Source organism: Polaromonas sp. (assembly GCF_010365105.1).
In the GTDB taxonomy this organism is placed as follows: Bacteria; Pseudomonadota; Gammaproteobacteria; order Burkholderiales; family Burkholderiaceae_C; genus Polaromonas.
The window spans coordinates 92,059-114,107 of the sequence record NZ_JAAFGZ010000004.1 but is presented as its reverse complement, the minus strand read 5'-3'; the positions used below and the strand labels follow the sequence as shown (position 1 = coordinate 114,107).

19 protein-coding genes and 1 riboswitch are annotated in these 22,049 nt (G+C 63.1%); of the genes, 7 read left to right on the top strand and 12 right to left on the bottom strand.

Going from position 1 to position 22,049, the window contains the following annotated elements; all coding sequences use genetic code 11:
* Positions 1–68: 68 nt before the first annotated feature.
* The 8 genes from GZ092_RS03880 to nirB form a co-directional block, all read right to left on the bottom strand.
* Positions 69–530: a GatB/YqeY domain-containing protein gene (locus GZ092_RS03880; RefSeq protein WP_293634535.1), complete on the bottom strand. Its 462-nt coding sequence runs from the start codon at positions 528–530 to the stop codon at positions 69–71.
* 102 nt (positions 531–632) lie between these two features.
* Positions 633–845 (bottom strand): 30S ribosomal protein S21, encoded by a 213-nt coding sequence (rpsU, locus tag GZ092_RS03875; protein WP_011484193.1) that lies wholly within the window; start codon positions 843–845, stop codon positions 633–635.
* A gap of 263 nt (positions 846–1,108) precedes the next feature.
* Positions 1,109–2,350 carry an NAD(P)/FAD-dependent oxidoreductase gene (locus GZ092_RS03870; RefSeq protein WP_293634528.1) on the bottom strand — a complete coding sequence of 414 codons (1,242 nt, stop codon included), beginning with the start codon at positions 2,348–2,350 and terminating at the stop codon, positions 1,109–1,111.
* A 132-nt stretch (positions 2,351–2,482) separates the two neighbouring features.
* The gene (gene cobA / locus GZ092_RS03865; RefSeq protein WP_293634525.1) at positions 2,483–3,274 is read right to left on the bottom strand and encodes a uroporphyrinogen-III C-methyltransferase; all 792 of its coding nucleotides are present in this window, start codon (positions 3,272–3,274) and stop codon (positions 2,483–2,485) included.
* Complete coding sequence (gene ybiB / locus GZ092_RS03860) at positions 3,271–4,176, bottom strand: DNA-binding protein YbiB (protein ID WP_293634524.1); 906 nt, start codon at positions 4,174–4,176, stop codon at positions 3,271–3,273. Before ybiB ends, cobA begins: the two co-directional genes overlap by 4 nt.
* A 52-nt stretch (positions 4,177–4,228) precedes the next feature.
* Positions 4,229–7,177 (bottom strand): nitrate reductase, encoded by a 2,949-nt coding sequence (locus GZ092_RS03855; protein WP_293634521.1) that lies wholly within the window; start codon positions 7,175–7,177, stop codon positions 4,229–4,231.
* 38 nt (positions 7,178–7,215) lie between these two features.
* A complete protein-coding gene (gene nirD, locus GZ092_RS03850; RefSeq protein WP_293634520.1) occupies positions 7,216–7,638 on the bottom strand; it encodes a nitrite reductase small subunit NirD in 423 nt (140 codons plus the stop codon).
* 165 nt (positions 7,639–7,803) lie between these two features.
* Positions 7,804–10,251 (bottom strand): nitrite reductase large subunit NirB, encoded by a 2,448-nt coding sequence (gene nirB / locus GZ092_RS03845; protein WP_293634519.1) that lies wholly within the window; start codon positions 10,249–10,251, stop codon positions 7,804–7,806.
* A gap of 514 nt (positions 10,252–10,765) precedes the next feature.
* On the opposite strand from nirB, the gene GZ092_RS03840 reads away from it, so the two are divergent.
* Complete coding sequence (locus GZ092_RS03840) at positions 10,766–11,206, top strand: CBS domain-containing protein (RefSeq protein ID WP_293634517.1); 441 nt, start codon at positions 10,766–10,768, stop codon at positions 11,204–11,206.
* A 271-nt stretch (positions 11,207–11,477) separates the two neighbouring features.
* Here the strand turns inward: GZ092_RS03840 and GZ092_RS03835 are convergent, their stop codons facing one another.
* From GZ092_RS03835 to GZ092_RS03820, 4 genes are all read right to left on the bottom strand, one after another.
* Positions 11,478–12,293 carry an ABC transporter ATP-binding protein gene (locus GZ092_RS03835; RefSeq protein ID WP_293634515.1) on the bottom strand — a complete coding sequence of 272 codons (816 nt, stop codon included), beginning with the start codon at positions 12,291–12,293 and terminating at the stop codon, positions 11,478–11,480.
* 139 nt (positions 12,294–12,432) lie between these two features.
* Positions 12,433–13,389, bottom strand: a complete 957-nt coding sequence (gene ntrB / locus GZ092_RS03830) for a nitrate ABC transporter permease (protein ID WP_293634513.1) — start codon at positions 13,387–13,389, stop codon at positions 12,433–12,435.
* A 47-nt stretch (positions 13,390–13,436) separates the two neighbouring features.
* A complete protein-coding gene (locus GZ092_RS03825) occupies positions 13,437–14,693 on the bottom strand; it encodes a CmpA/NrtA family ABC transporter substrate-binding protein (RefSeq protein WP_293634511.1) in 1,257 nt (418 codons plus the stop codon).
* 341 nt (positions 14,694–15,034) lie between these two features.
* Complete coding sequence (locus GZ092_RS03820) at positions 15,035–15,667, bottom strand: ANTAR domain-containing protein (protein WP_293634509.1); 633 nt, start codon at positions 15,665–15,667, stop codon at positions 15,035–15,037.
* Positions 15,668–15,866: 199 nt separating this feature from the next.
* Positions 15,867–15,981, top strand: a riboswitch (TPP riboswitch).
* A 145-nt stretch (positions 15,982–16,126) separates the two neighbouring features.
* On the opposite strand from GZ092_RS03820, the gene GZ092_RS03815 reads away from it, so the two are divergent.
* The 6 genes from GZ092_RS03815 to GZ092_RS03790 are packed head-to-tail and all read left to right on the top strand — an operon-like array spanning position 16,127 to position 22,011.
* Positions 16,127–17,167: a long-chain fatty acid--CoA ligase gene (locus GZ092_RS03815; RefSeq protein WP_293634644.1), complete on the top strand. Its 1,041-nt coding sequence runs from the start codon at positions 16,127–16,129 to the stop codon at positions 17,165–17,167.
* On the top strand, positions 17,164–18,624 hold the full coding sequence (locus GZ092_RS03810) for an acyl-CoA reductase (protein ID WP_293634507.1): 1,461 nt from the start codon (positions 17,164–17,166) through the stop codon (positions 18,622–18,624). The genes GZ092_RS03815 and GZ092_RS03810 overlap by 4 nt, the downstream gene beginning before the upstream one ends.
* Positions 18,625–18,654: 30 nt before the next feature.
* On the top strand, positions 18,655–19,410 hold the full coding sequence (locus tag GZ092_RS03805) for an ABC transporter ATP-binding protein (protein WP_293634505.1): 756 nt from the start codon (positions 18,655–18,657) through the stop codon (positions 19,408–19,410).
* On the top strand, positions 19,407–20,186 hold the full coding sequence (locus tag GZ092_RS03800; RefSeq protein ID WP_293634503.1) for an ABC transporter permease: 780 nt from the start codon (positions 19,407–19,409) through the stop codon (positions 20,184–20,186). The genes GZ092_RS03805 and GZ092_RS03800 overlap by 4 nt, the downstream gene beginning before the upstream one ends.
* A complete protein-coding gene (locus tag GZ092_RS03795) occupies positions 20,183–21,217 on the top strand; it encodes an ABC transporter substrate-binding protein (protein ID WP_293634500.1) in 1,035 nt (344 codons plus the stop codon). Before GZ092_RS03800 ends, GZ092_RS03795 begins: the two co-directional genes overlap by 4 nt.
* Entirely contained in the window at positions 21,214–22,011 is a 798-nt protein-coding gene (locus tag GZ092_RS03790) for a 3-oxoacyl-ACP reductase (protein WP_293634499.1), read from the top strand. The genes GZ092_RS03795 and GZ092_RS03790 overlap by 4 nt, the downstream gene beginning before the upstream one ends.
* Positions 22,012–22,049 lie beyond the last annotated feature (38 nt).

Genomic DNA, 22,049 nt, shown 5'->3' with positions numbered 1-22,049 from the left:
TGCTGTCCTTGAGTTCGGTGAAGCTGGTCCTGTGACCTCAACTAGTTTGGCGATGAACCCAGGTTTGGTCAGCCAGCCAGCGCAGCCTTCACCGCCGCTGACACCTGGCCCATGTCGGCCTTGCCTGCCAGCTGGGTTTTCACTGCGCCCATGACTTTGCCCATGTCGCCGGGGCCGACGGCGCGGCCCAGTTCGGCGGCAAGCGTGGCGACGATGCTCTTGACTTCAGTTGCGACTTCTTCGGCGCTCAGGCGTGCCGGCAGGTAGGCTTGCAGCACCAGCAACTCGGCTTTTTCCTTGTCGGCCAGATCCTGGCGCGCAGCTTTTTCAAAAGCCTCGATGGAATCCTTGCGCTGCTTGATCAGCTTGTCCACGATGGCGACGGCCATGACGTCATCGACCACCACGCGTTCGTCCACTTCCTTTTGCTTGATCGCCGACAGCAGCAGCCTGATCGTGCCCAGGCGCTCGCTGTCCTTTGCGCGCATGGCGGTCTTCATGTCTTCGGTGATCTGTTCTTTGAGGGTCATGTCGGGGCTCCTGAAGGGTCGGGTAAGAATAGGGGTTTGAAAAACAAAAAAGCCCGCAGAGCGTCCTCTTGCGGGCTTGAGCTGCCGTGAGGCAAGTACTGATTAGTACAGCTTCTTGGGCAACTGCATGGCGCGAATGCGCTTGTAGTTACGCTTGACGGCAGCTGCCTTCTTGCGCTTGCGCTCGGCGGTTGGCTTTTCGTAGAACTCGCGAGCGCGCAAGTCGGTCAGCAGGCCGAGTTTTTCGATGGTGCGCTTGAAGCGGCGCAGCGCGACGTCAAAGGGTTCGTTGTCTTTTACGCGAATGGTGGTCATTGATGAATCGATTCAAAAGATGCACTTTACATTGATCTGATCAGGATCAGGCCAGGTGCGGGTTTGCTAGCAAAGCCTGCGATTATAGCAGCCCCCACGCTACCCACTTCGTGTGGTTCGCTGCCCCCCGAGGGTGCCGCTGCGCCTGCGGCCCGGCGAAGCCGGTTCCGCGGCCCCTGCTGGCTGGGGGAGTTATGCCCGTTCCGCTCCTCAAGGGGCCCTTGCTGGCAAGAGGGCTGAAAGTTTTTGCGGCTGATCGCCTGTCATTTGGCCACCTTCGCCGCCAGCGCCTGCGCGCAGGCAAAGCCGCTGGCCCAGGCCCACTGGAAGTTGTAGCCGCCCAGCCAGCCGGTCACATCGACCACTTCGCCGATGAAATACAGGCCGGGCTGCTTCGATTCCATGGTTTGCGAGGATAAATCGCGGGTATCGACGCCGCCGATCGTGACTTCGGCTTTTTTATAGCCTTCCGAGCCGTTGGGCGTGAGCTGCCAGTCGGCCAGGCGCTGCGCCAGGGTTTGCAGCGCCTTGTCGGTGGCATCAACGATCGGGCGCTGCAGGGCCGGATCTTCGCTGACCCAGGCGTCGGCCAGGCGGCCGGGCACCAGGCTGGCGAGTTCGTTGGCGATCAGCTTTTTCGAGCTCGCCTTGGCGCGAAGCAGCAGGGCGGGCAAGTCCACGCCCGGCGCCAGGTTGATGCGCACCGGCTGACCTTCGCGCCAGAAGCTGGAGATTTGCAGCACCGCCGGGCCGCTCAGGCCCCGGTGGGTGAACAGCAAGTCTTCGGCAAACACCACGGCTTTTTTGCGCTGCCTGGGGCTGGCGTCCGGTGGGCCGGTTTCGATCAGCACCGGCAGCGCCAGGCCGGCCAGTTGGGCATACGGCGCCCAGGCGTCGCCGTCGAAGGTCAGCGGCACCAGCGCGGCCCGGGGTTCAATCAGGCGCAGGCCGAACTGTTGGGCGATGCGGTAGCCGAAATCGGTCGCGCCGATTTTCGGAATCGACAGGCCACCGGTGGCAATCACCACCTGCGGCGCTTCGATCAGTCCCCGGTCGCTCTGGATTTGATAGCTGCTAGCGCCCGCCTGTTCTGCGCAAACCACGCTTTTGATGCCGCAAGACTGCCAGCGCGTGACCTGGCCGGCGTCGCATTCGGCCAGCAGCAGGTTGATGATGTCCTCGGCCGAGCGGTCGCAAAACAGCTGGCCCTTGTGCTTTTCGTGAAACGGAATTTGGTGGCGCTGCAGCAGTTCGATGAAGTCCTGCGGCGTGTAGCGCGACAGGGCGGAGCGGCAAAAGTGCGGATTCTCGCTCAGGAACTGGGCCGGCGTGGCGTCGCGGTTGGTGAAGTTGCAGCGGCCGCCGCCCGAGATGCGGATTTTTTCGGCGACCTTGTCGCTGTGGTCCACCAGCAAGACCTTCAGGCCCTGCTGGCCCGCCTGGCCGGCGCAAAATAGGCCGGCCGCGCCGGCGCCAATCACCACCACGTCGAATTTATGAGTCAAATCAGCCTCTTGCGCAGGCAGGATGGGCGCAGTCAGCTATGTAAAGCATAGCGATCTGGCGCGCACCGTGGCTGCGTTTCATGAAACACGGGAGTGTAGCCGCGCCAGGGTGGGCAAGCCCAACCCGGTGCTTTAGGCGCTGCGGCGCACTTGCGGGTGTTCGGCGGCCTGCGCCAGGGCGCTGATGACACCGCCCACGACGATGACCGACGGGCTGGCGATGCCGGACAGCTTGACGTCGGCAGACAGCCGGGCCAGCGTGGTGGTGATGTGGCGCTGGGTCGGCAGCGAGGCATTCTGGATCACAGCCACCGGCGTGTCGGCAGGCAGGCCGCTCAGCAGTTCATTCTGGATGTGCTCGGCGCCGCTCACGCCCATGTAGATCACCAGTGTCAGCCGGGCGCTGTGGGCGGTGGCGGCCAGCGCGCGCCAGTCGGTGCCGCTGTCGCCGGGCTTGGCATGGCCGGTGACGAAGACCACGCCGTGCGCATGCTGGCGGTGCGTCAGCGGCACGCCGAGCGACGTGACGGCGGCCAGCCCGGAGGTGATGCCGTTGATGACTTCGACCTCGATGCCGGCAGCCAACAGGTGCTCGACTTCCTCGCCGCCACGGCCAAAAATGAAGGGGTCGCCGCCCTTGAGCCGCACGACGGTCTCGCCTTCCTGGGCTGCCGTCAGCATGAGCTTTTCGATGAAGGCCTGCGGCGTGGACTTACAGCCGCCACGCTTGCCGACATGCACGATGCGCGCGTCTGGCCGCGCAAAGGCTGTGATCTCCTCGCTCACCAGGTCATCGACAAACAGCACGGTGGCGCGCTGGATTGCCTTCAGCGCCTTGAGCGTGAGCAGTTCCGGGTCGCCCGGACCTGCGCCCACGAGAAAGCATTTGCCGTGGCCGCCGGGAGGAAGGGGGTCGTAGTTCATAGTTGCCTTGCTAATTGCACGATGTGTGCCACCTGCTGGGATATGGAGGGCGGCAGAGGGCTGTCGCCTGACAGCACCGACTGGATATAAGTGGCCGTGCTGGCAGCATCAATCTCCTTGGGCAGGTCGGGTACCGAGGGCAGGGTTCCCTTGACGCCTTCGTCCATCAGCACGCGCTGCCCGCGGATGAAGCCCTGCATTTGTGGCGAGCGGCGCGGGTCGGCCACGCCTTCGCCTTCAGTGCCGCGCAGCAGCAGGGCGTTGGCCTTGACGCGCTCGAAGGTGGCGGCCATGGACACCGCGTATTCGGGATGCGTGTAGCTGCTGACGACGAGCGACTTGCCCAGCGCCGGGTTGATCAGCTTGACCAGGCTGTGCGCCGGGTTGCGCAGGCCCAGCATGCGCCGCACGTCGAGCAGGCGCTTGAGGGCCGGGCTGATCAGTTCGGTGGGGGCAAACGCGACCTCGCCAGATGCTACTTTTTTGATAGCTGTCAGCGCAGGCACACCCAGCGCTGCAAGCACATCTGATGAAAAAACGCGCTTGGATTCGGTAGGCGTGCCGTGGACCAGCACGCTCAGGCCTTCGCGCGCCAGCAGCAGCGCCAGCAGCGGCGTGAGCACCGGCAGCTTGCGTGCGCCGTTGTAGCTGGGCAGCACCACGGTGGCCGTGTCGCTGGTTGGCAGAAGGTTCAGGCGCGGGTAGAGGGCGTCCAGAAAGCCGGCCATTTCCTCGGGCGTTTCGCCCTTGACGCGCATGGCGATGCAAAAGCCGCCGATTTCCAGATCGCTGACCGTGCCGTCGAGCACCTGGCCCAGCAGGTCGGCCGCCTGCGCTTGCGTCAGCGGGCGCGCACCGTCTTTTCCGCGCCCGATTTCCTTGAGGTAGTGGCTGATTCCCATGGCGCGATTGTCGGTGAATTAGGACAACATTTTTAAGCCGGAAACGGGTTTCTCAGACCGGTTGCTTGACAGGGATCAGGCTGCAGGCAGAACGCACCCGGCGCTTGAGTTCGGGGATGCAGGAGCCGCAGTTGGTGCCGCACTTCAGGCTGGCCTGCAGGCCAGCCAGCCGCACGTCGTAGGTGGCTGAAGCCGCGTCTGCACTTTCGTCCTGGCGTTTCAGGTGCTCGTCGATGGCGATGTCGCTGACATTGAAGCAGCTGCACACTGGTTTGCCGCGCGACTGCACGGCCACTGGCGCCTTGGCGCCCGGCAGCAACAGTAGCCGGCCATAGGCCTGCGCCGGCAGTTCGTCCCTGAGCAGCGTGGTGATCCAGTGTTGCGCGCTGGTGTCCCCGGCCAGCACGAAGCCCGTCAGTTCGGCCTCCTGATGGGTGCGCGCCAGCCGGATGGTACGGCGCTGGCCTTTGCGGCGGTCGGCATAGCGCAGGATGTAGGACCCGTCGAGGCCGAAAATCCGCTCCAGCAATGCCAGGGTTTCGTCGCCGGGCGCCTCGTGGGCTGCAGCGCGGAACAGCAGGCCGCTGCGCTCGGGCTGGGGGCCGGCCAGCGGATTGTTGTTGGAAAACGGCACGCAGCTGGCAAACGGAAAAGCAGCCAGCATGGGTTTGAGCTGTTCATGCACGGCCAGCGCATCGCCTTCGTCGAACCAGGCCATGGCCAGCAGCGACCAGGGCAGTTCGGCCTTCAGTATCTTGACGGCCGCATGCTTGAGCTCGGGTTGTTGGGAGCTGGGGCAACAGGCGGAAGTGGTCAGGGCATTGACGCCCGCCAGCGGCTGGCCGGTGCTCGACAGGCCGCCCAGGTATTCGCTGCCCCAGTGCATCGCCATGAAGGCCTGGCTGACCGCGACTTCCGGCGAAGCCTCTACCTTCACCACGATGGAGCCGCGTTTGGACGTCACATGCACCAGATCGCCATCTTTCAGCAGCCGGCGCGCCATGTCCTGCGCATTCATCTGTACTGAAGGCTCGGCCACATGGCCGAACAGCCGTCCCAGCGTGCCGGTGCGGCTCATGCCGTGCCACTGGTCGCGCAGCCTGCCGGTGGTCAATGAGAACGGGTAGCGCGATTCGCGTGATTCGGCGACGGGCCGGTACACGGTGCTGACGAAATTGGCCCGGCCGTCGGGCGTGGGGAAGATGCCGTCTTCGTAGAGGCGGATTTTCCCAGCCGTTTCGCCTTCGCGCATTGGCCATTGCAGGGGCGCGTGTTCCAGCAGTGCATAGCTCATGCCGGTAATGTCCAGGTCGCGTCCGCGTGTCGATTCGCGGTGCTCGTTCCAGAGGGATTCGGCCGTCGGATAGTTGAAAAGTGTGGGTTTAGTGGCTGCTTCTGCTGTATTGCTCCTTCTCCCAAAAGGGGCAGGTAATTCAATCGTGAACTGAGTTGCTGTTTTCATTCTTGCTCCCTCTCCCTCTGGGAGAGGGTTGGGGTGAGGGTTCTGCGCACCCAGCAGCTTTTCGAGCCGCTGCGCAAAATCCACCGCAATCGACCAGTCATGCCGCGTTTCGCCGGGCGCCGCCACCGCCGGCCGGACCCGGCTGATGCGGCGTTCGCTGTTGGTCACGGTGCCGGTCTTTTCGCCCCAGGTGGTGGCCGGCAGCAGCAGGTCGGCAAACTCGCAGGTCGCCGTGGTGGCAAACGCTTCCTGCACGATGACCAGTTCGGCGCGCGCCAGGGCGCGGCGCACGGTGGCCTGGTCGGGCATGGATTGCGCCGGGTTGGTGCAGGCGATCCACAGCGCCTTGATCTCGCCATCGGCGGCGGCCTGGAACATCTCGACGGCGGTCTTGCCCGGCTTTTCCGGCACGGAATGCGCGCCCCACAGCGCGGCGACTTCGGCGCGATGTTGGGCGTTCGACAGGTCGCGGTGCCCGCTCAGCAGATTGGCCATGCCGCCAACTTCGCGCCCGCCCATCGCATTGGGCTGGCCAGTGAGCGAAAACGGCCCGGCGCCGGGCTTGCCGATCTGCGCGGTCGCCAGGTGCAGGTTGATAAGCGCGGCATTCTTGGCCGTGCCGCTGCTCGACTGGTTTAGGCCCTGGCAATACAGGCTGAGCGTGGCGCCCGATGTGGCAAACAGCCGGGCGGCTTCAAACAGGTCTTCCTTCGTGATGCCGCAGGTCTGCGCCACCAGCTCGGGCGTGCAGTCGCGCACCGTGGCCTTGAGGGCATCAAAGCCGCTGGTATGGGCGGCAATATAGGCGGCATCGGTCCAGCCTTCCCACAGCATGATGTGCAGCATGCCGTTGAACAGCATCACGTCGGTGCCGGGCTGCAGCGGCAGGTAGAGGTCGGAGATTTCGGCGGTGTCGGTGCGGCGCGGGTCCACATAAATGATTTTCAGCGCCGGATTGGCTGCCTTTGCGTCTTCAATGCGGCGGAACAAAATCGGATGTGCATAAGCGGTGTTGCTGCCGACGATGAACAGGCACTGCACATGGTTGACGTCGTCGTAGCAGGCGGGCGGTGCGTCGGCGCCCAGCGTCTGCTTGTAGCCGGCCACCGCGCTGCTCATGCACAGGCGCGAGTTCGAGTCAATGTTGTTGGTGCCGATCAGGCCCTTGGCCAGCTTGTTGAAGGCGTAATAGTCTTCGGTCAGCAACTGGCCCGAGACGTAGAAGCCGACGGCGTCGGGGCCGTGCGCCGTCATGATCTGCGCAAAGCGCTGGCTGGCAAAGTCCAGCGCGCTGTCCCACGCGACGCGTTTCGGCGCTTCGCCCCGGTGCTCGCGTCGCATCGGATACAGCAGGCGCGTTTGCCGCGTGACGGCGCTTGATGCCGTCAGGTGCAGGGTCGAGCCCTTGGTGCACAGCCGTCCGAAATTGGCCGGATGGTCCGGGTCGCCGCGCACGCCGGTGATGTCCTGGCCCTGCGACGCGATGATCACGCCACAGCCGACGCCGCAATAGGGACAGGTTGATCGCGTTTCAGTCATGGTGGCTCCTCGCAGGCTTCGGTCAAAAAAGGTCGGGTCTAGTCGCTGTGCGGGGCCTGCACGGCAACCGCCTGGTCGCCCACCGCGCCGGTCGAGGCACCCGGCCCGGCCCGGGGCGCCAGCAGGTCGATCGCCAGCGTGGCCAGTTCGGCTGCGTCGAGGAACACCTCGCCGGCATCGACCTTGCAGGCAAATTGGGGCGTGCAGCCTTCGTCGGGGGCTGAGGCCTGGCCGTCGCACAGGCCAATCTTCCAGTTGTGCAGCGGGCAGGCCACGCTGGTGCCAAAGACAATGCCCTGGCTCAGCGGGCCGCCCTTGTGCGGGCAGCGGTCGAGCAGTGCGAACACCTTGTCCTCGCTGTTGCGAAATACGGCCACATCCATGCCCTGCGGGCGTGACACCCGGCGCGAGCCGAGCACGGGGATGTCTTCTACGCGGCAAATCGTTTTCCATTCAGTCATTGCTATTCCTTTTGTAGCTTGTAGTGCAGGTGGGTCATGCGCTGGAGGCCTATTTCATCAATATTTTCGTAGGTCGGGTTAGCCGCAGGCGTAACCCGACATCGGCGAATACGGCGGCGGGTTGCGGGGATGTCGGCTTACGCTTCGCTAAGCCGACCTACGAATTCAAATCACCGTAATCGGAATGAACTGGCGCGTGTCCACCGATGCTTCCTTGAAGTCAAACCATGGATCGGGCTCACCGTCGAGTGCAAACTGGAGTTGTTCCCAGAGCGCCTTGCGGCCTGCATGGTCATCGAGGATTTTTTTCTTCACATGGTCCAGGCCGACGCGGTTGACGTAATGCACCGTGCGCTCCAGGTACCAGCCTTCCTGGCGGTACAGCTCGCAAAACGCGCCGGTGTATTCGAGCACTTCGGCGGCAGTTTTCAGCTTGGTGAAGAAGTGCGCCACCTCGGTCTTGATGCCGCCGTTGCCGGCGACATACATTTCCCAGCCCGAATCGACGCCGATGATGCCGACGTCCTTGATGCCCGATTCGGCGCAGTTGCGCGGGCAGCCGCTGACCGCAAACTTCACCTTGTGCGGCGCGTACATGCGCCACATGGCGCGCTCCAGCATCTTGCCCATCTCGGTCGAATCCTGCGTGCCCATGCGGCACCATTCGCTGCCGACGCAGGTCTTCACCGTGCGCAGCGCCTTGGCGTAGGCATGGCCCGACGGCATGCCGATGTCCTTCCAGACATTCACCAGGTCTTCCTTTTTCACGCCCAGCAGGTCGATGCGCTGGCCGCCGGTGACCTTGACGGTCGGAATCTTGTACTTGTCGACCACGTCGGCAATGCGGCGCAACTCGCTGGAACTGGTTTCGCCGCCCCACATGCGCGGGATGACGCTGTAGGTGCCGTCTTTCTGGATGTTGGCGTGGCTGCGCTCGTTGATGAAGCGGCTTTGCGGATCGTCTTTGGCTTCTTTGGGCCAGGTGCTGGTGACGTAGTAGTTGACCGCCGGGCGGCAGCTCGCGCAGCCGTTGGGCGTACGCCATTCCAGAAATGCGTAAACGTCTGCAATCGCCAGGAGCTTGTTCTTGCGGATGGCGTCGCGTACCGCCTGATGCCCCAGATCGGTGCAGCCGCACATCGCCTTGAGCCGGGGCGTGGCCGAATAGTCGCCACCGGCGGTGAACATCAAAATCTGCTCGACCAGGCCGGTGCATGAGCCGCAGCTGGCGCTGGCCTTGGTGTGCTTGCGCACCTCGTCGAGTGTGAACAGGCCTTTTTCCTTGATCGCCTTGCAGATCGCGCCTTTGTTCACGCCGTTGCAGCCGCAAACTTCGTCGCTGTCCAGCATGGCGGCGGCTTTGCTGTGGCCTTCGTGGCCGGTGTCGCCGATGTTCGACTCGCCAAACATCAGCCGGTCGCGGATGCCTTCGATGCTGCGGCCGTCGCGCAGCAGCTTGAAGTAGTAGCTGCCATCGACCGTGTCGCCATACAGGCATGCGCCGATCAGCTTGTCGTCCTTGATGACCAGCTTCTTGTACACCCCGCCAAACGGGTCGGACATGATGATTTCCTCGGCACCGTCGCCGCCCATGAAGTTGCCGGCGCTGAACAGGTCGATGCCGGTGACTTTCAGCTTGGTCGAGGTGAGCGAGCCGGTGTAGCGGCCAATGCCGAACATCGCCAGGTGGTTGGCCAGCACCTTGCCCTGCTCGAAAAGCGGCGCCACCAGGCCATAGGCGATGCCACGGTGTGCGGCGCATTCGCCAACGGCATAGATGCGCGCGTCGGTGGTGGTCTGCATGGTGTCGTTGACGACGATGCCGCGGTTGACATGCAGGCGCATTGTTTCGGCCAGCGCCGTGTTCGGGCGGATGCCCACGGCCATGCAGACCAGGTCGGCCGGCACTTCGCTGCCATCCTTGAACTTGACGGCCTTGACGCGGCCATCGTCGCCGCCGACAAGTTCCTGCGTCTGGGCGCCGATCAGAAATTTCATGCCGCGCTCGGCCAGCGACTTTTGCAGCAGCTTGCCGGCCACGTCGTCGAGCTGGCGTTCCATCAGCCAGTCGCCGACATGCACCACGGTCACTTCCATGCCGCGCTTCATCAGGCCGTTGGCCGCTTCCAGGCCCAGCAGGCCGCCGCCGATGACGACCGCATGCTTGTACAACACGGCGGCGTCGATCATGGCCTGCGTGTCGGCGATGTCGCGGTAGGCCAGCACGCCTTTCAGGTCCTTGCCCGGAATTGGCAGGATGAAGGGGTTGGAGCCGGTGGCCATGATCAGCCGGTCGTAGTCGGCGCTGAGGGTTTCGCCGGCGGCATTGATGGCATGCACCACGCGGCGCACCCGGTCCACCTCAGTCACCGTCCAGCCGGCGTGCAGCCTGATGTGGTTGTCCAGGTACCAGGACCAGTCGTTCAGCACGATTTCATCTAACGTCTGCTCGCCGGCCAGCACCGGCGAGAGCAGGATGCGGTTGTAGTTCGGGTGGGGCTCCGCGCCGAACACCGTGATGTCGTACAGATCAGGCGCAATCTTCAGCAGTTCTTCAAGCGCACGCACGCCGGCCATGCCGTTGCCAATCATGACCAGTCTGGATTTTTTCATCGTGACTCCTTTACCCGATTCGGCAGTTCGTAAAAACAAAAAAGGCGTCCGCACGGGTTGCCAGGGCCTGAGCCGGCTTCTCCGTGGGGACGCCATCGTCCTGTCTGCCCAATCCGCCATTGCACCGGGCCTACGTGCGGCCAGCGTTGACCGCACGTTGACTATGCAAAGCTTGTGCCATGTACTTGAGATTGCTTGAATTCAAAGAAAATATGGCTTTTTCCGCATATCTTGTATGAGGTTATTGCTATTTAAAAAATAGCAACCAGGGTGCTGCCTAAAAACCGGCATGGTGCATGAGCGCCTTCAAAACGTGCATTGCACGGGTGCCGCCAGGAGGGACAACAGGCTTGCTCAATGGTTTGCAGCGCTGCTTTGTGCTGCAGGCAAACGCTGGTGGCGTGCAGAGTCCCTTGTTTTATTCTCGGGTTGGGGGTACGGACTCTTGCATTACCGGTGCAAATGGCCCGAAACTCGCGACTGCATCTGCAATCTTTTCAAGAGGGAGCCATTCATGACCACTGTTGCCGACATTCTCAAATCCAAGGGCGATGCCACCGTTCACACCATCGGGCCAGATGATTTCGTGCTGGACGCCTTGCAGCGCATGGCCGACAAGGGAATCGGGGCGCTGATGGTCACCGAGGGCACGGCGATCGTCGGCATCGTCACCGAACGCGACTATGCGCGCAAGATCGCCCTGAAAGGCCGTACCTCGGCGCTGACGCAGGTGCGCGATGTGATGACCAAGGCCGTGATGTTCGTCAAGCCTGCGCAAACCAGCGAAGAATGCATGGCGCTGATGACCGACAACCGGCTGCGCCACCTGCCCGTCGTCCAGGACGACAAGCTGATCGGCCTGATTTCGATTGGCGACTTGGTGAAAAACATTATTTCGGAACAAAAATTTGTTATCGAACAGCTGGAGCACTACATCACGGGCCAGCACCGCTGAAAAGTACCTGTTGCGAACCTGTGGCGTACAGGCTGAAGGCAAGTTTCAAAATAGTTCCAGTGCATGCCCTTTTGCAGTTCCATGCAACATGCGGTCGATAGCCTCATCGGTCCATCAGCTGGCGGTCGGCGTGGCTGCGCACCGGCCGGTGCGCTCCACGCCTCAAAGGCTTCCTCCGCCTTGCAGCGCTTGGCGCGCACATTCGCAAACCCTTCCATAGCCTGCGGCGACACGATGAACGCTGCTGCGCGCCCACCGGTTCGCAAAGTGTTCAGGCCGTGATTTTTTCCACATGCGCCTGGCGCGTGTACAAGAAATCAATCACCGCCTTGCGGTAGTGCTGGTACTGCGTGCTTTCGGCCAGTTCGACCCGGTTGCGCGGGCGCGGCAGGTCAACGCTGAGCACCTCGCCAATCGTGGCCGAAGGGCCGTTGGTCATCATCACGATCTTGTCGCTCAGCAGCACGGCTTCATCGACATCGTGCGTCACCATGACCACCGTGCTTTGCGTGTTGGCAACGATCTGCAGCAGCTCGTCCTGCAGCTTGGCGCGGGTCAGCGCATCGAGCGCGCCGAAGGGCTCGTCGAGCAGCAGCACCTTGGGCTCCATCGACAGCGCGCGTGCAATGCCAACGCGCTGCTTCATGCCGCCCGATATTTCGCCGGGACGCTTTTGGCTAGCCGCCGTCAAGCCGACCATCGCCAGCACCGCATCGGTGCGGCTTTTGAGCTGCGCCTTGCTTTCAGTCGCCGAAAACACCCGTTCGACCGCCAGGTAGACGTTTTCAAAGCAGGTCAGCCACGGCAGCAGCGAGTGGTTCTGGAACACCACGGCACGTTCCGGGCCGGGGCCGGCGATTTCGCGGTTGGCGCACAGCAGCACGCCCTGGCTGGGCATCGTCAGCCCGGCGATCAGGTTGAGCAGGGTGGACTTGCCGCAGCCCGAATGGCCGATGAGTGCGACGAACTCGCCCTTGGCCACTTTCAGGTTGACGTTCTGCAGCGCGCAGAACGGGCCTTTCCGGGTCTTGAAGGTCTGCTCGACGCCCTGGATGTCGATGTATTTGGGGTTTGCTGAGGTGTTCATGATTCAGGGTTCTTTTCATCAGTTGAGGACAGAGCAAAGTTCACTGCGTGCAACTCTTGGTCTGTCCCGCAAGTTCTAAATGGTTGGGGACAGAGCAAAATTTCACTGCGTGTAAATTCTTGGTCTGTCCCGCAAGGTCTCAGGATTTGACTTCTTCAAAGGTGAAGGCCGTGGCCAGCTTGATCAGCGCGTATTCCAGCATCAGGCCGACAATGCCGATGACGAAAATCGCGATGATGATGTTCTTGACGTTCAGGTTGTTCCACTCGTCCCAAACCCAGAAGCCGATGCCCACGCCGCCGGTCAGCATCTCGGCCGCCACGATCACCAGCCACGCCGTACCCACGGCCAGCCGCACGCCGGTCAGCATGTAGGGCAGCACCGAGGGGAACAAAATCTTGGTGACGATCTTCCATTCCGACAGGTTGAGCACACGCGCCACGTTCATGTAGTCCTGCGGCACGCGCTGCACGCCGACAGCGGTGTTGATGATCATGGGCCAGATCGAGCAGATGAAAATCGTCCAGATGGCAGCCGGGTCGGCACCCTTGAACACCAGCAGGCCAATCGGCAGCCAGGCCAGCGGCGACACCGGCCGCATCAGGCTGATGAGCGGGTTGAACATGCGGCTCAGAAACGTGAAGCGGCCAATCAGGAACCCGACCGGAATGCCGACGATGGCGGCCAGGCCAAAGCCGAGCGCCACGCGCTTGAGCGACGACAGCACGTTCCAGCCCACGCCCTGGTCATTCGGGCCGTTGCGGTAGAACGGATCGCTGAACAGCACAACCGCCTGCAGGAAGGTTTCCCTGGGCGACGGGATGCTGCCCTTGGTGCCAATCGACACCACCTCCCAGATCAGCGCCAGCAGCGCCAGCCCGAGCAGCGGCGGCAATACGCGCAGCCACAGTACCGGGAAGTCCCGCTGCGGTCCGGTCGCCGAAGCAACGTTCGCAGCGGTCGTTTCAATGCCTTTTACGGTCTTTGCGCTTGCCCCGTGTGCATTGGCAGCTATTGAATGCGTAGCGCTCCGCTCCGCGCCGGAAGTGAGCGGCGGGGCGCTTTCGAGCGGGCTGTGAAATACGGCACTGACCATGGCGTCACCTCTTAAAACAGGATTTCAATGAAATTTCAGGAGCGGCTTCAGGCGTGAACCTTGAAGCTGTCGGCATACTTTTTCGGGTCCTTGCCGTCCCAGACCGTGCCGTCGATCAGCTTGCTGGTGCGCATCATGTCCTTTGGAACGCTCACCTTGGCGGCGCTGGCGGCCTGCTTGTAGATGTCGATCCTGTTGATCTGCCTGGCCACGGCCAGGTAGTCCGGGTGCTCTTTCATCAGGCCCCAGCGCTTGTGCTGCGTCAAAAACCACATGCCGTCCGACAGGTACGGAAAGTTCACCGCGCCGTCGTTGAAGAACTTCATGTGGTTCGGGTCGTCCCAGGTCTTGGCAAATGAGCCACTCATGCCGTTCTGGTAGCGGCCCAGAATGCGCTGGTTGATGGCGTCCACGCTGGTGTTGACATAGGCCTTGCCGGCGATGGTTTCGGCCATTTTGCTTTTATTCGCCAGGCTGGCGTCGATCCACTTGCCCGCTTCCAGGATGGCGGCGGTCACGGCGCGGGACGTGTTGGGGTATTTCTGGGTGAACTCGGCGGTCGTGCCCAAGACCTTTTCCGGATGGTCTTTCCAGATGTCCTGCGTGGTGACGGCGGTGACGCCAATACCGTCCATGATGGCGCGCTGGTTCCACGGCTCGCCGACGCAAAAGCCGTCCATGTTGCCAATGCGCATGTTGGCGACCATCTGCGGCGGCGGCACGGTGATGACCTTGGCGTCCGTCATCGGGTTGATGCCGTTGGCCGCCAGCCAGTAGTACAGCCACATCGCATGCGTGCCGGTGGGGAAGGTCTGGGCGAAGGTGTATTCGCGCTTTTCAGACGCCATCAGCCTGGCCAGTCCGGCGCCATCGACGGCACCCTTGTCGGCGAGTTTCTTGCTCAGCGTGATCGCCTGGCCGTTGTTGTTGATCGTCATCAGCACGGCCATGTCCTTCTTCGGGCCGGCAGTGCCAAGATGCACGCCGTAGATCAGGCCATACAGCACATGGGCAAAGTCGAGTTCGCCGTTGACCAGCTTGTCGCGCACGCCGGCCCAGCTCGATTCCTTGGACGGAATGATGGTCACGCCGTATTTCTTGTCGATGCCCAGCACCGACGCCATCACCACCGACGCGCAGTCAGTCAGTGGAATGAAGCCGATCCTGACTTCCTTTTTTTCCGGCGCGTCCGAGCCCTGCGCATAGACGGCGGCGCGCAATGCCGGGCTGATGCCCACGGCACCCACGGCGGCGGCTTGCAGCACGCTGCGGCGGGTCAGGGAAGGTTTGAGCAGGTCCGTCATGTCAGCAACTCCTGGAAATAAAACAACAAAATAAAAAAAGGCGTTCGATCCGGGCCGTCACATCGAGGTGTGACAGCAGGGTTCGAACGCCTTTGTTCTTTGGACTTTCCACCTCGCCGTTGAAGCGCAAAGCCCATTGTTCAATTCATTGCAAAAGCTGTGCCAATTGAAGCCGGTTGCCAGGCCAGGATTGAAAATTTCAAGCTCATAGGGCTCTTCCGCTTGCCCTGCTTGTATGAGTAGCTACTGAATCAATAGCATTTTGGCTGTCGTCGGGTTGAAAGCCCACTTTTCAGGAAGTGCACTGCTGTTGTGCACCGCACCATTTCGGCGTTGACGGCCTAGCCGAGCAGGTCAGCCACATCGAGCATGCGCTGCGCCACGTCGCCCAGACGCAGGCCCTTGTCCATGGCCGCCTTGCGCAGCTTTTCATACGCCGCCTGCTCCGACAGGCCCTGACGCTGCATCAGCATGCCCTTGGCGCGGTCGATGACCTTGCGGTCCTTCAGTTCGGTGCGTGCATCGGCCAGTTCGCGGCGCAGCCCCTGTTCGTGCTCAAAGCGCGCCATCGCCACATCGAGGATGGGCCGGATGCGTGCGGGCTCCAGCCCGGCGACGATATAGGCGCAAACACCTGCGGCTACTGCATCCTTGACATGCCGGGTGTCGTCGTCATTGGTGAACAGCACGATGGGCCGGCGCTCGTCGCGCGTGGCCATGACGACGTGTTCGAGCGAGTCGCGGGCATCGCTTTCGGCATCGACGATGATCATGTCGGGCTGCAACTGCGCCAGCCGTTCGCGCAGAAAGGTGTCGGCTGGCAGCGTGGCAATCAGGTTGAAGCCGCCTTCCAGCAGGCCTATGCGCAGCTGCCGCGAGCGCTCGGCCAGCGCCACGGCCGCCTCGTCGTGGGCATCGTCAATCATCAGGTCCGGTGCAATGACCACCAGGCGCAGGGAATGGGGCAATGTCATGGTTTTTACTAGCAAAATGCATGCCGGTGGCTGGTTTGGCCGGGAAAGCAACAGCCTTTCGTGCGCGGTGGCGAAGCATTTGGACATGCTGTTTTGCATTGACCACAGCATCTACGCCACTGCGCAGTCGATGCGCATCGGCAGCGGTTGACGGCCAGCCTCGCGTCACACGAAGCGACGGGCCCTTGCGTTTAGAATCGTTTCCGCTTCGGGGTGCAGTCCGGCCAGTGATGGCAGGGCGGCTGAGATGGTTTCACCAAACCCGCGAACTTGAATCGGGTCATGCCGACGTAAGAAGAGCTGTCAGGACAGGGTTCACGCCCTGGCCATCACGACTTCAGGAGCACCCTGCCACCGCAGCCTCTTGAAGGAATGACGACCATGGATGCCCTTGACACCGCAATACCTGCCCGCTCGCAAGCCCTTGCCGACCGCATCGTTGACGGCGTGCTGGCCTTCATGGCGCAAGATGGCGTCACTGACGAGGCCTTCAACGCCCAGGCTTTGGCGCTGTTTGCCTACCAGTTTGCCCACAACACACCGTTCCAGCGCTTTTGCCGGCAGCGCGGCAAGACGCCGCGCACGGTCAAGACCTGGCAGGACATTCCGGCCGTTCCCATCAGTGCCTTCAAGGCCTTGATCCTGACCTGCCAGCCTCCTTCAAACACGGATCGCGTGTTCATGACCAGCGGCACCACGCAGGGCGACGTCAAGGGCAAGCACCACCATCCAACGCTGGCGGTGTACGACGCCTCGATGCGCGCCAACTTCGCCCGGCGTTTCATGCGCGGCCAGAGCCGCATCACCATGGGTATCCTGTTTCCGACTGAAGAAGTGATGGCCAACTCCTCGCTGGCGCATTACCTGGCGTTGGCGTTACAGACCTTTGGCGCCGACGGCAGCCGCTACTTTATCGACGCCGCCGGACTTGATACGGCGGGCGTGTGCGCAGCGCTGACACAGGCCGAGGCCACGGGTCAGCCTTATGCGCTGCTGGGCGCGTCCTACAGTTTGGTGCACCTGATGGATGCGCTGGAAGCACGGGGGCGAAACTTTGCACTGCCAGCGGGCAGCCAGGTACTGGACACCGGTGGCTTCAAAGGCTTGTCGCGCGAGATTCCCATGGCGCAATTTTATGCGCAATTGACCGCTCTGCTGGGCGTGCCGCCGGAGCATTGCATCAACATGTACGGGATGACCGAACTCAGCACGCAGTTTTATGACCACGGCAATGCAGTGCTGCCGGCGGTCAAGTCGGGCCCGCACTGGATACGCTCGCGGCTGGTCAACCCCTTGAGCGGCGCGGAGGTGGCGCATGGCGAGCAGGGCGTGCTGGCGCACTGCGACCTGGCCAATTTCAACTCGGTGACGACCATCCTCACCGAAGACGTCGGCGTGGCGGTCACGGACGGATTTTTGCTGCTCGGCCGCGCCGAAGGCACGCAGGCCAAAGGCTGCTCGCTGGCGGTGGAAGAATTTTTGCAGGCCGCGCGCGCATGACAACATTACACGCCGTGGCCGGTTACCTGCCGGGCTTCAAGGCAGACGAGCTGGCATGGCAGACGTTGCATTTCGGCACTGGCGGCGAGCGGCTCGAAGTCGCCGTGCCGGTCCTGAGCCAGGCGCAATGGTCAGCACTGGCCGAGCGCGTCAAGCAGGGCAGCCGGGCCTACCTCAAGACGCGCAGCGTGTCGCAGATCATCACGCTGGTCGATCGCGCCATCGCCCGCCTGCTGGACCGCAGCGACCCGTATCGCCAGCAGGCCGACCGACTGCTGCCGCTGGTCACCGGCTACGACGCCGAGACGGTGCGGCTGGGGCTGACCAGTTACCTCAAGACTTTTCGCCAGCCGCAGCTGCAGCGCTTTGTGGCCGAGGACTTTGCCAATCCGAAGCTGCTCGATGAATTCCAGCCGCGCCCCAAGGGCGGTTTTGCCAAGGCCGTGGGGCCGGAGTTGCTGGTTCATGTCTGGGCCGGCAATGTGCCGGGTTTGCCGCTGTGGAGTCTGATTTCCAGCCTGCTGGTCAAGTCAGGCAGCATTGGCAAACTGCCCAGCGCCGAGCCGTTGTTGGCCGGCTGGTTCGCCCACCTGCTGGTGGAACTGGACCCGGCGCTGGCCGACTGCCTCGCGGTGGGCTGGTGGAAGGGCGGCGACGCGCCGCTGGAGCAGGCGCTGTTTGCGCAGGCTGACGTGGTGCTGGCTTATGGCGGCAATGGCGCGCTGCAGGCATTGCGCGCGCAGGTCCCCATCACCACGCGCTTTCTGGGGTATGGCCACAAGCTCAGTTTCGGCATGGTGGCACGTGCCGCGCTGGATGCGCGCAAGGCCTTGGTCACGGCGCAGCAGGCGGCCATCGACGTGGTGCGCTACGACCAGCAAGGTTGTTATTCGCCGCAGCTGTTTTATGTCGAGCGCGGCGGCAAGGTGTCGCCGCAGGCCTTCGCCCAGTACCTGGCGCAGGCGATTGCGAGTCTGGAGCCTAGGTTTCCGCGCCGCACGCTGCCGCTGAACGAGGCCAGCGAGGTGGCGCGATGGAACCAGGCGCAAGAACTCAGGTTGATGACGCAGCCCGGCGCCAGCCTGATCGGCGAGCTGGATGCGCCGTGGCGTGTGGCCTATGCCGATCAATTGCAAGGGTTGGAGCCCAGCGCGCTGAACCGCACTGTGCTGGTGGTGGCGGTGGACGCGCTGGCACAGGTGCTTCCCGAGATTGCCCGCAGCCGCGTTTATCTGCAAACCGTGGGGCTGGCGGCCGCGCCCGCCGAGCTGTTTGAATTGGCCGGGCAACTGGGGCAGGCCGGCGTGACCCGCATCTGCGCGCTGGGCAGCATGACCTCGCCCGAGGCCGGCTGGCACCACGACGGACGCTTCAATCTGCTGGACCTGGTCCAGATGGTCGAGATTGAACAATCGGCCGAACTCGCCGCGGAAAGCTTTGCGCCCTATGTCGATTAACGCCCTGGACTGTAAAAACGGGCGCCAGCCATGAGTTTTCTGGACATGGCGCAGGTCAGCTACACCTATCCGGGCTGGCCGGCCGTGGTTGACCGGGTGGACTGGCGCATCGCGCAGGGCGAGTTCCATTGCCTGGTCGGGCGCAGCGGCTGCGGCAAGACCACGCTGCTCAAGCTGGCTGCCGGCCTGCTGCAGCCGAGTGCCGGGATGATCCGCCTGCAGGGTGTGCCGCACACCCGGCCCGGCCCCGAACTGGGCTTTGTCTTTCAGTCGCCGACGCTGCTGGAGTGGCGCACCGTGCTCGACAACGTGCTGCTGCCGCTGTCGCTGCGCCATCCGCCCACGCCGCAGGACGTGGCCAGGGCGCGCGAACTGTTGTCGCTGATGGGCTTGCTGGCCCTTCAACACCATTATCCGCGCCATCTGTCAGGCGGCCAGCAAAGCCGGGTGGCGATTGCCCGCGCGCTGGTCGGCGAGCCCGCCATGCTGCTGCTCGACGAGCCGTTTGCCGCGCTTGACGCCATCACCCGCGAAGACCTGCAGGACGATTTGCTGGCGCTATGCCGCCTGCGCCAGACCACGGTGTTTTTCGTCACGCATGACATCAGTGAAGCGGTGTATCTGGCCGACCGGGTGGCGGTGATGGCAGGCGGGCGCATCTGCCAGGACCTGCCGGTGGCGCTGCCCCGGCCGCGCGGGCGCGACGTGCGCTACAGCCCGGCCTTCAATGCGCTGTGTGCGCAGCTCAGGTCGGGCATGGATGCCGGTGGCGAGGGTGCGTCATGAGTGCTCGCTGGGCCCATTTTTTTGCCTGGCTGCTGTTTGCCGCCGGGTTGCTGGGTTGGGAGTTGCTGGCGCGCCAGCTCAAGCTGTCGGCGCTGGTGCTGCCGCCGCCGTCGCTGGTGTTTGACGCGCTGTACAAAGGCCTGCTGTCGGGCTACTTGTGGCCGCATATCGGTCAGACGGTGCTGGAACTGGTCCTGGGGCTGGCCGCCGGTTGCGTGCTGGGTCTGGTCGGCGGCGTGGCGCTGGGCGAATCGCCCAGTCTGCGGCGATTGTTGATGCCTTATGTCATCACCAGCCAGGTTGTTCCCAAGCTGGCGCTGGCGCCGTTGTTCATCGTCTGGTTCGGCTTTGGCATGACCTCGACGGTGGTGATCACCGCGCTGGTCTGCTTTTTTCCGCTGATGGAAAACACCATGACCGGCCTGGGCCAGGTCGATCAATCGCGGCTGGAGCTGTTTCGCATGCTGGGCGCCACACGCTGGCAGACGCTGCTGCGGCTCAAGCTGCCCTCGGCGCTGCCCGGCATCCTGGGCGGCTTTCGCGTCGCCGTGGTGCTGGCGCTCGTAGGCGCTGTCGTCGGAGAATTTATTGGCGGCAGTTCCGGCCTGGGCGCGCTCATCATTGCCTCGCAGGGCATGATGGACACGCCGCTGATGTTTGCCGTGCTAGTGCTCATCACCTTGCTGGGCCTGCTGCTGTACCAGTTGTCCCTCGTGCTTGAAAAACGCCTGCTGGCGTCGCGTATCACCCTGCTTCCCAAACAAACTCCATCATGAAAAAAATCTTGCATCCTTCGCTTGCCCGTCGTTCATTGACGCGGTTGGCTGCGGCCGCCACGGCTTGCGCACTGCTGGGACCTGGCCTCGCGGGCACCGCATTCGCCGCGCCGCCCGCCAGCCTGGAAAAATTCGTTGTCGCCGGCTGGAGCAAACCGATCACCGAAGTGACCAACTTGCTGGTCGATGAAGACAAGGGTTTTTTCAAGGCCAAAGGCATTGAGTTGCGCTACGTGCCGGGCGCGGGTGGCGGCGACGCGCTGCGCAACCTGCTGACCGGGCAGGCCGACATCGCCTTCACCGACCCGGGTTCCTTTTTCTCGGCACTCGAAAAGGGTGAAAAGCTGCGCGCCATCTATGACATCTATCCACAAAATGTCTTCAACGTGGTGTCGCTCAAGGGCAGCAATATCAACAAGCCGGCGGACCTGAAAGGCAAGAAGATTGGCGTCTACAGCCTGTCCAGCGGCACGCGACAAAACCTGCTGGTGCTGCTGCATCAGGCTGGCCTGCGCGAGTCGGACGTGACCATCGTGGTGACGGGCCTGCTCAATTTCGCGCCGCTGATGCAGGGCCAGGTGGACGCCACCGCCGCCACCGACACCGGCTTGCTGGTCGGCCGGCAAAAAGGCCTGGCCGATGTCAACGTCATGGAAGTAAAGGACTACCTGAACGTCTCCAGCGACATGTTTGTAGTGCGCGAGGAAACCTATCAGCAAAAAAAGCCGCTGCTGCGCCAGTTTTTGGCAGCCTACCGCGACAGTGCCGCCTGGATGATCCGGCAACCCGACGAGGCGGCGGCGCTGGCGGTGAAGTATGCGATTGACGGCAAGGACGCTGCCATCAACCGTGAAGTCATCGGCCTGCGCAACCTGGCCAGTGTGTCGGCCACGACACGCAAAAACGGGCTGGGCGCTTTTGATCTGGCGGTGCTGCAAAAAGCTGCTGACACCTACCTTGCGCTGGGGCTGGTGCAGCGTCCCATCAAGGTCTCGGAAGTGGTGAGCCAGGACTTGCTGCCCGCGCCATGAGCACCGCAGCCCACGGTGCAGTTGCCCTGAAATTCCAGGGCCAGGTGGTCTTGGTCACCGGCGGCAGCCGGGGCATAGGTGCGGCGATTGCGCTGGCCTTTGCCCGCGAGGGCGCGCTGGTGGTCGTCAACTATCTGAGCAACGAGGCCGCTGCCAACGCAGTGGTGGCACGCTGCCAGGAGGTGGGCGGCGACGGCCTGGCGATTCAGGCCGATGTCTGCTCCGAAGCAGCAGTTCAGGCCATGGTGGCGCAGGCATTGAACGAGGTCGGCCGCATTGACGTGGTGGTCAACAACGCCTTCAAGGCCTTCACCTTCGACCCGGACCAGCGAAAGATGTTCTGGGAACTGGCCTGGAGCGACTACGAGGCGCAGCTGGACGGCGCGGTTCACGCCGCCTACAACGTCTGCCAGGCCGTGCTGCCGCATTTCAGGCAGCGCGCCCGGGGCAGCATCGTCAACATGGTGAGCGATCTGGTCGAGCGGCCTTCCATTCCCTACCACGACTACACCACGGCCAAGTCCGCGCTGGTCGGCTTCAGCCGCAACCTGGCCGTCGAGCTGGGGCCGCTGGGTATTCGCGTCAACTGCGTCGCGCCCGGACTGGTCTACCCCACGTCGGCCAGCCAGGGCACGCCTGAAGAGGTGAGGGCGATGATCGTCGGGCAAACCCCGCTGCGGCGGGTGGCCACGCCCGAAGACGTGGCCGGGCCTGTGCTGTTCCTGGCCTCGGACTGGAGCCGCTTCATGACGGGGCAAGTGCTGTTTGTCGATGGCGGACTGGTGATGAAGTAGGCTGGACAATCACGTCTTCAGCGTCAAGCGCTTGACCT

What these genes read in the sequence shown, in the direction of transcription:
- GZ092_RS03820 (WP_293634509.1), bottom strand. Translation starts at nt 15,667, where the DNA reads ATGACATTGCCCCATTCCCTGCGCCTGGTGGTCATTGCACCGGACCTG.
- GZ092_RS03880 (WP_293634535.1), bottom strand. Translation starts at nt 530, where the DNA reads ATGACCCTCAAAGAACAGATCACCGAAGACATGAAGACCGCCATGCGC.
- GZ092_RS03795 (WP_293634500.1), top strand. Translation starts at nt 20,183, where the DNA reads ATGAAAAAAATCTTGCATCCTTCGCTTGCCCGTCGTTCATTGACGCGG.
- rpsU (WP_011484193.1), bottom strand. Translation starts at nt 845, where the DNA reads ATGACCACCATTCGCGTAAAAGACAACGAACCCTTTGACGTCGCGCTG.
- GZ092_RS03815 (WP_293634644.1), top strand. Translation starts at nt 16,127, where the DNA reads ATGGCGCAAGATGGCGTCACTGACGAGGCCTTCAACGCCCAGGCTTTG.
- nirB (WP_293634519.1), bottom strand. Translation starts at nt 10,251, where the DNA reads ATGAAAAAATCCAGACTGGTCATGATTGGCAACGGCATGGCCGGCGTG.
- GZ092_RS03810 (WP_293634507.1), top strand. Translation starts at nt 17,164, where the DNA reads ATGACAACATTACACGCCGTGGCCGGTTACCTGCCGGGCTTCAAGGCA.
- GZ092_RS03840 (WP_293634517.1), top strand. Translation starts at nt 10,766, where the DNA reads ATGACCACTGTTGCCGACATTCTCAAATCCAAGGGCGATGCCACCGTT.
- GZ092_RS03835 (WP_293634515.1), bottom strand. Translation starts at nt 12,293, where the DNA reads ATGAACACCTCAGCAAACCCCAAATACATCGACATCCAGGGCGTCGAG.
- nirD (WP_293634520.1), bottom strand. Translation starts at nt 7,638, where the DNA reads ATGACTGAATGGAAAACGATTTGCCGCGTAGAAGACATCCCCGTGCTC.
- GZ092_RS03800 (WP_293634503.1), top strand. Translation starts at nt 19,407, where the DNA reads ATGAGTGCTCGCTGGGCCCATTTTTTTGCCTGGCTGCTGTTTGCCGCC.
- GZ092_RS03855 (WP_293634521.1), bottom strand. Translation starts at nt 7,177, where the DNA reads ATGACTGAAACGCGATCAACCTGTCCCTATTGCGGCGTCGGCTGTGGC.
- GZ092_RS03805 (WP_293634505.1), top strand. Translation starts at nt 18,655, where the DNA reads ATGAGTTTTCTGGACATGGCGCAGGTCAGCTACACCTATCCGGGCTGG.
- ntrB (WP_293634513.1), bottom strand. Translation starts at nt 13,389, where the DNA reads ATGGTCAGTGCCGTATTTCACAGCCCGCTCGAAAGCGCCCCGCCGCTC.
- cobA (WP_293634525.1), bottom strand. Translation starts at nt 3,274, where the DNA reads ATGAACTACGACCCCCTTCCTCCCGGCGGCCACGGCAAATGCTTTCTC.
- ybiB (WP_293634524.1), bottom strand. Translation starts at nt 4,176, where the DNA reads ATGGGAATCAGCCACTACCTCAAGGAAATCGGGCGCGGAAAAGACGGT.
- GZ092_RS03790 (WP_293634499.1), top strand. Translation starts at nt 21,214, where the DNA reads ATGAGCACCGCAGCCCACGGTGCAGTTGCCCTGAAATTCCAGGGCCAG.
- GZ092_RS03825 (WP_293634511.1), bottom strand. Translation starts at nt 14,693, where the DNA reads ATGACGGACCTGCTCAAACCTTCCCTGACCCGCCGCAGCGTGCTGCAA.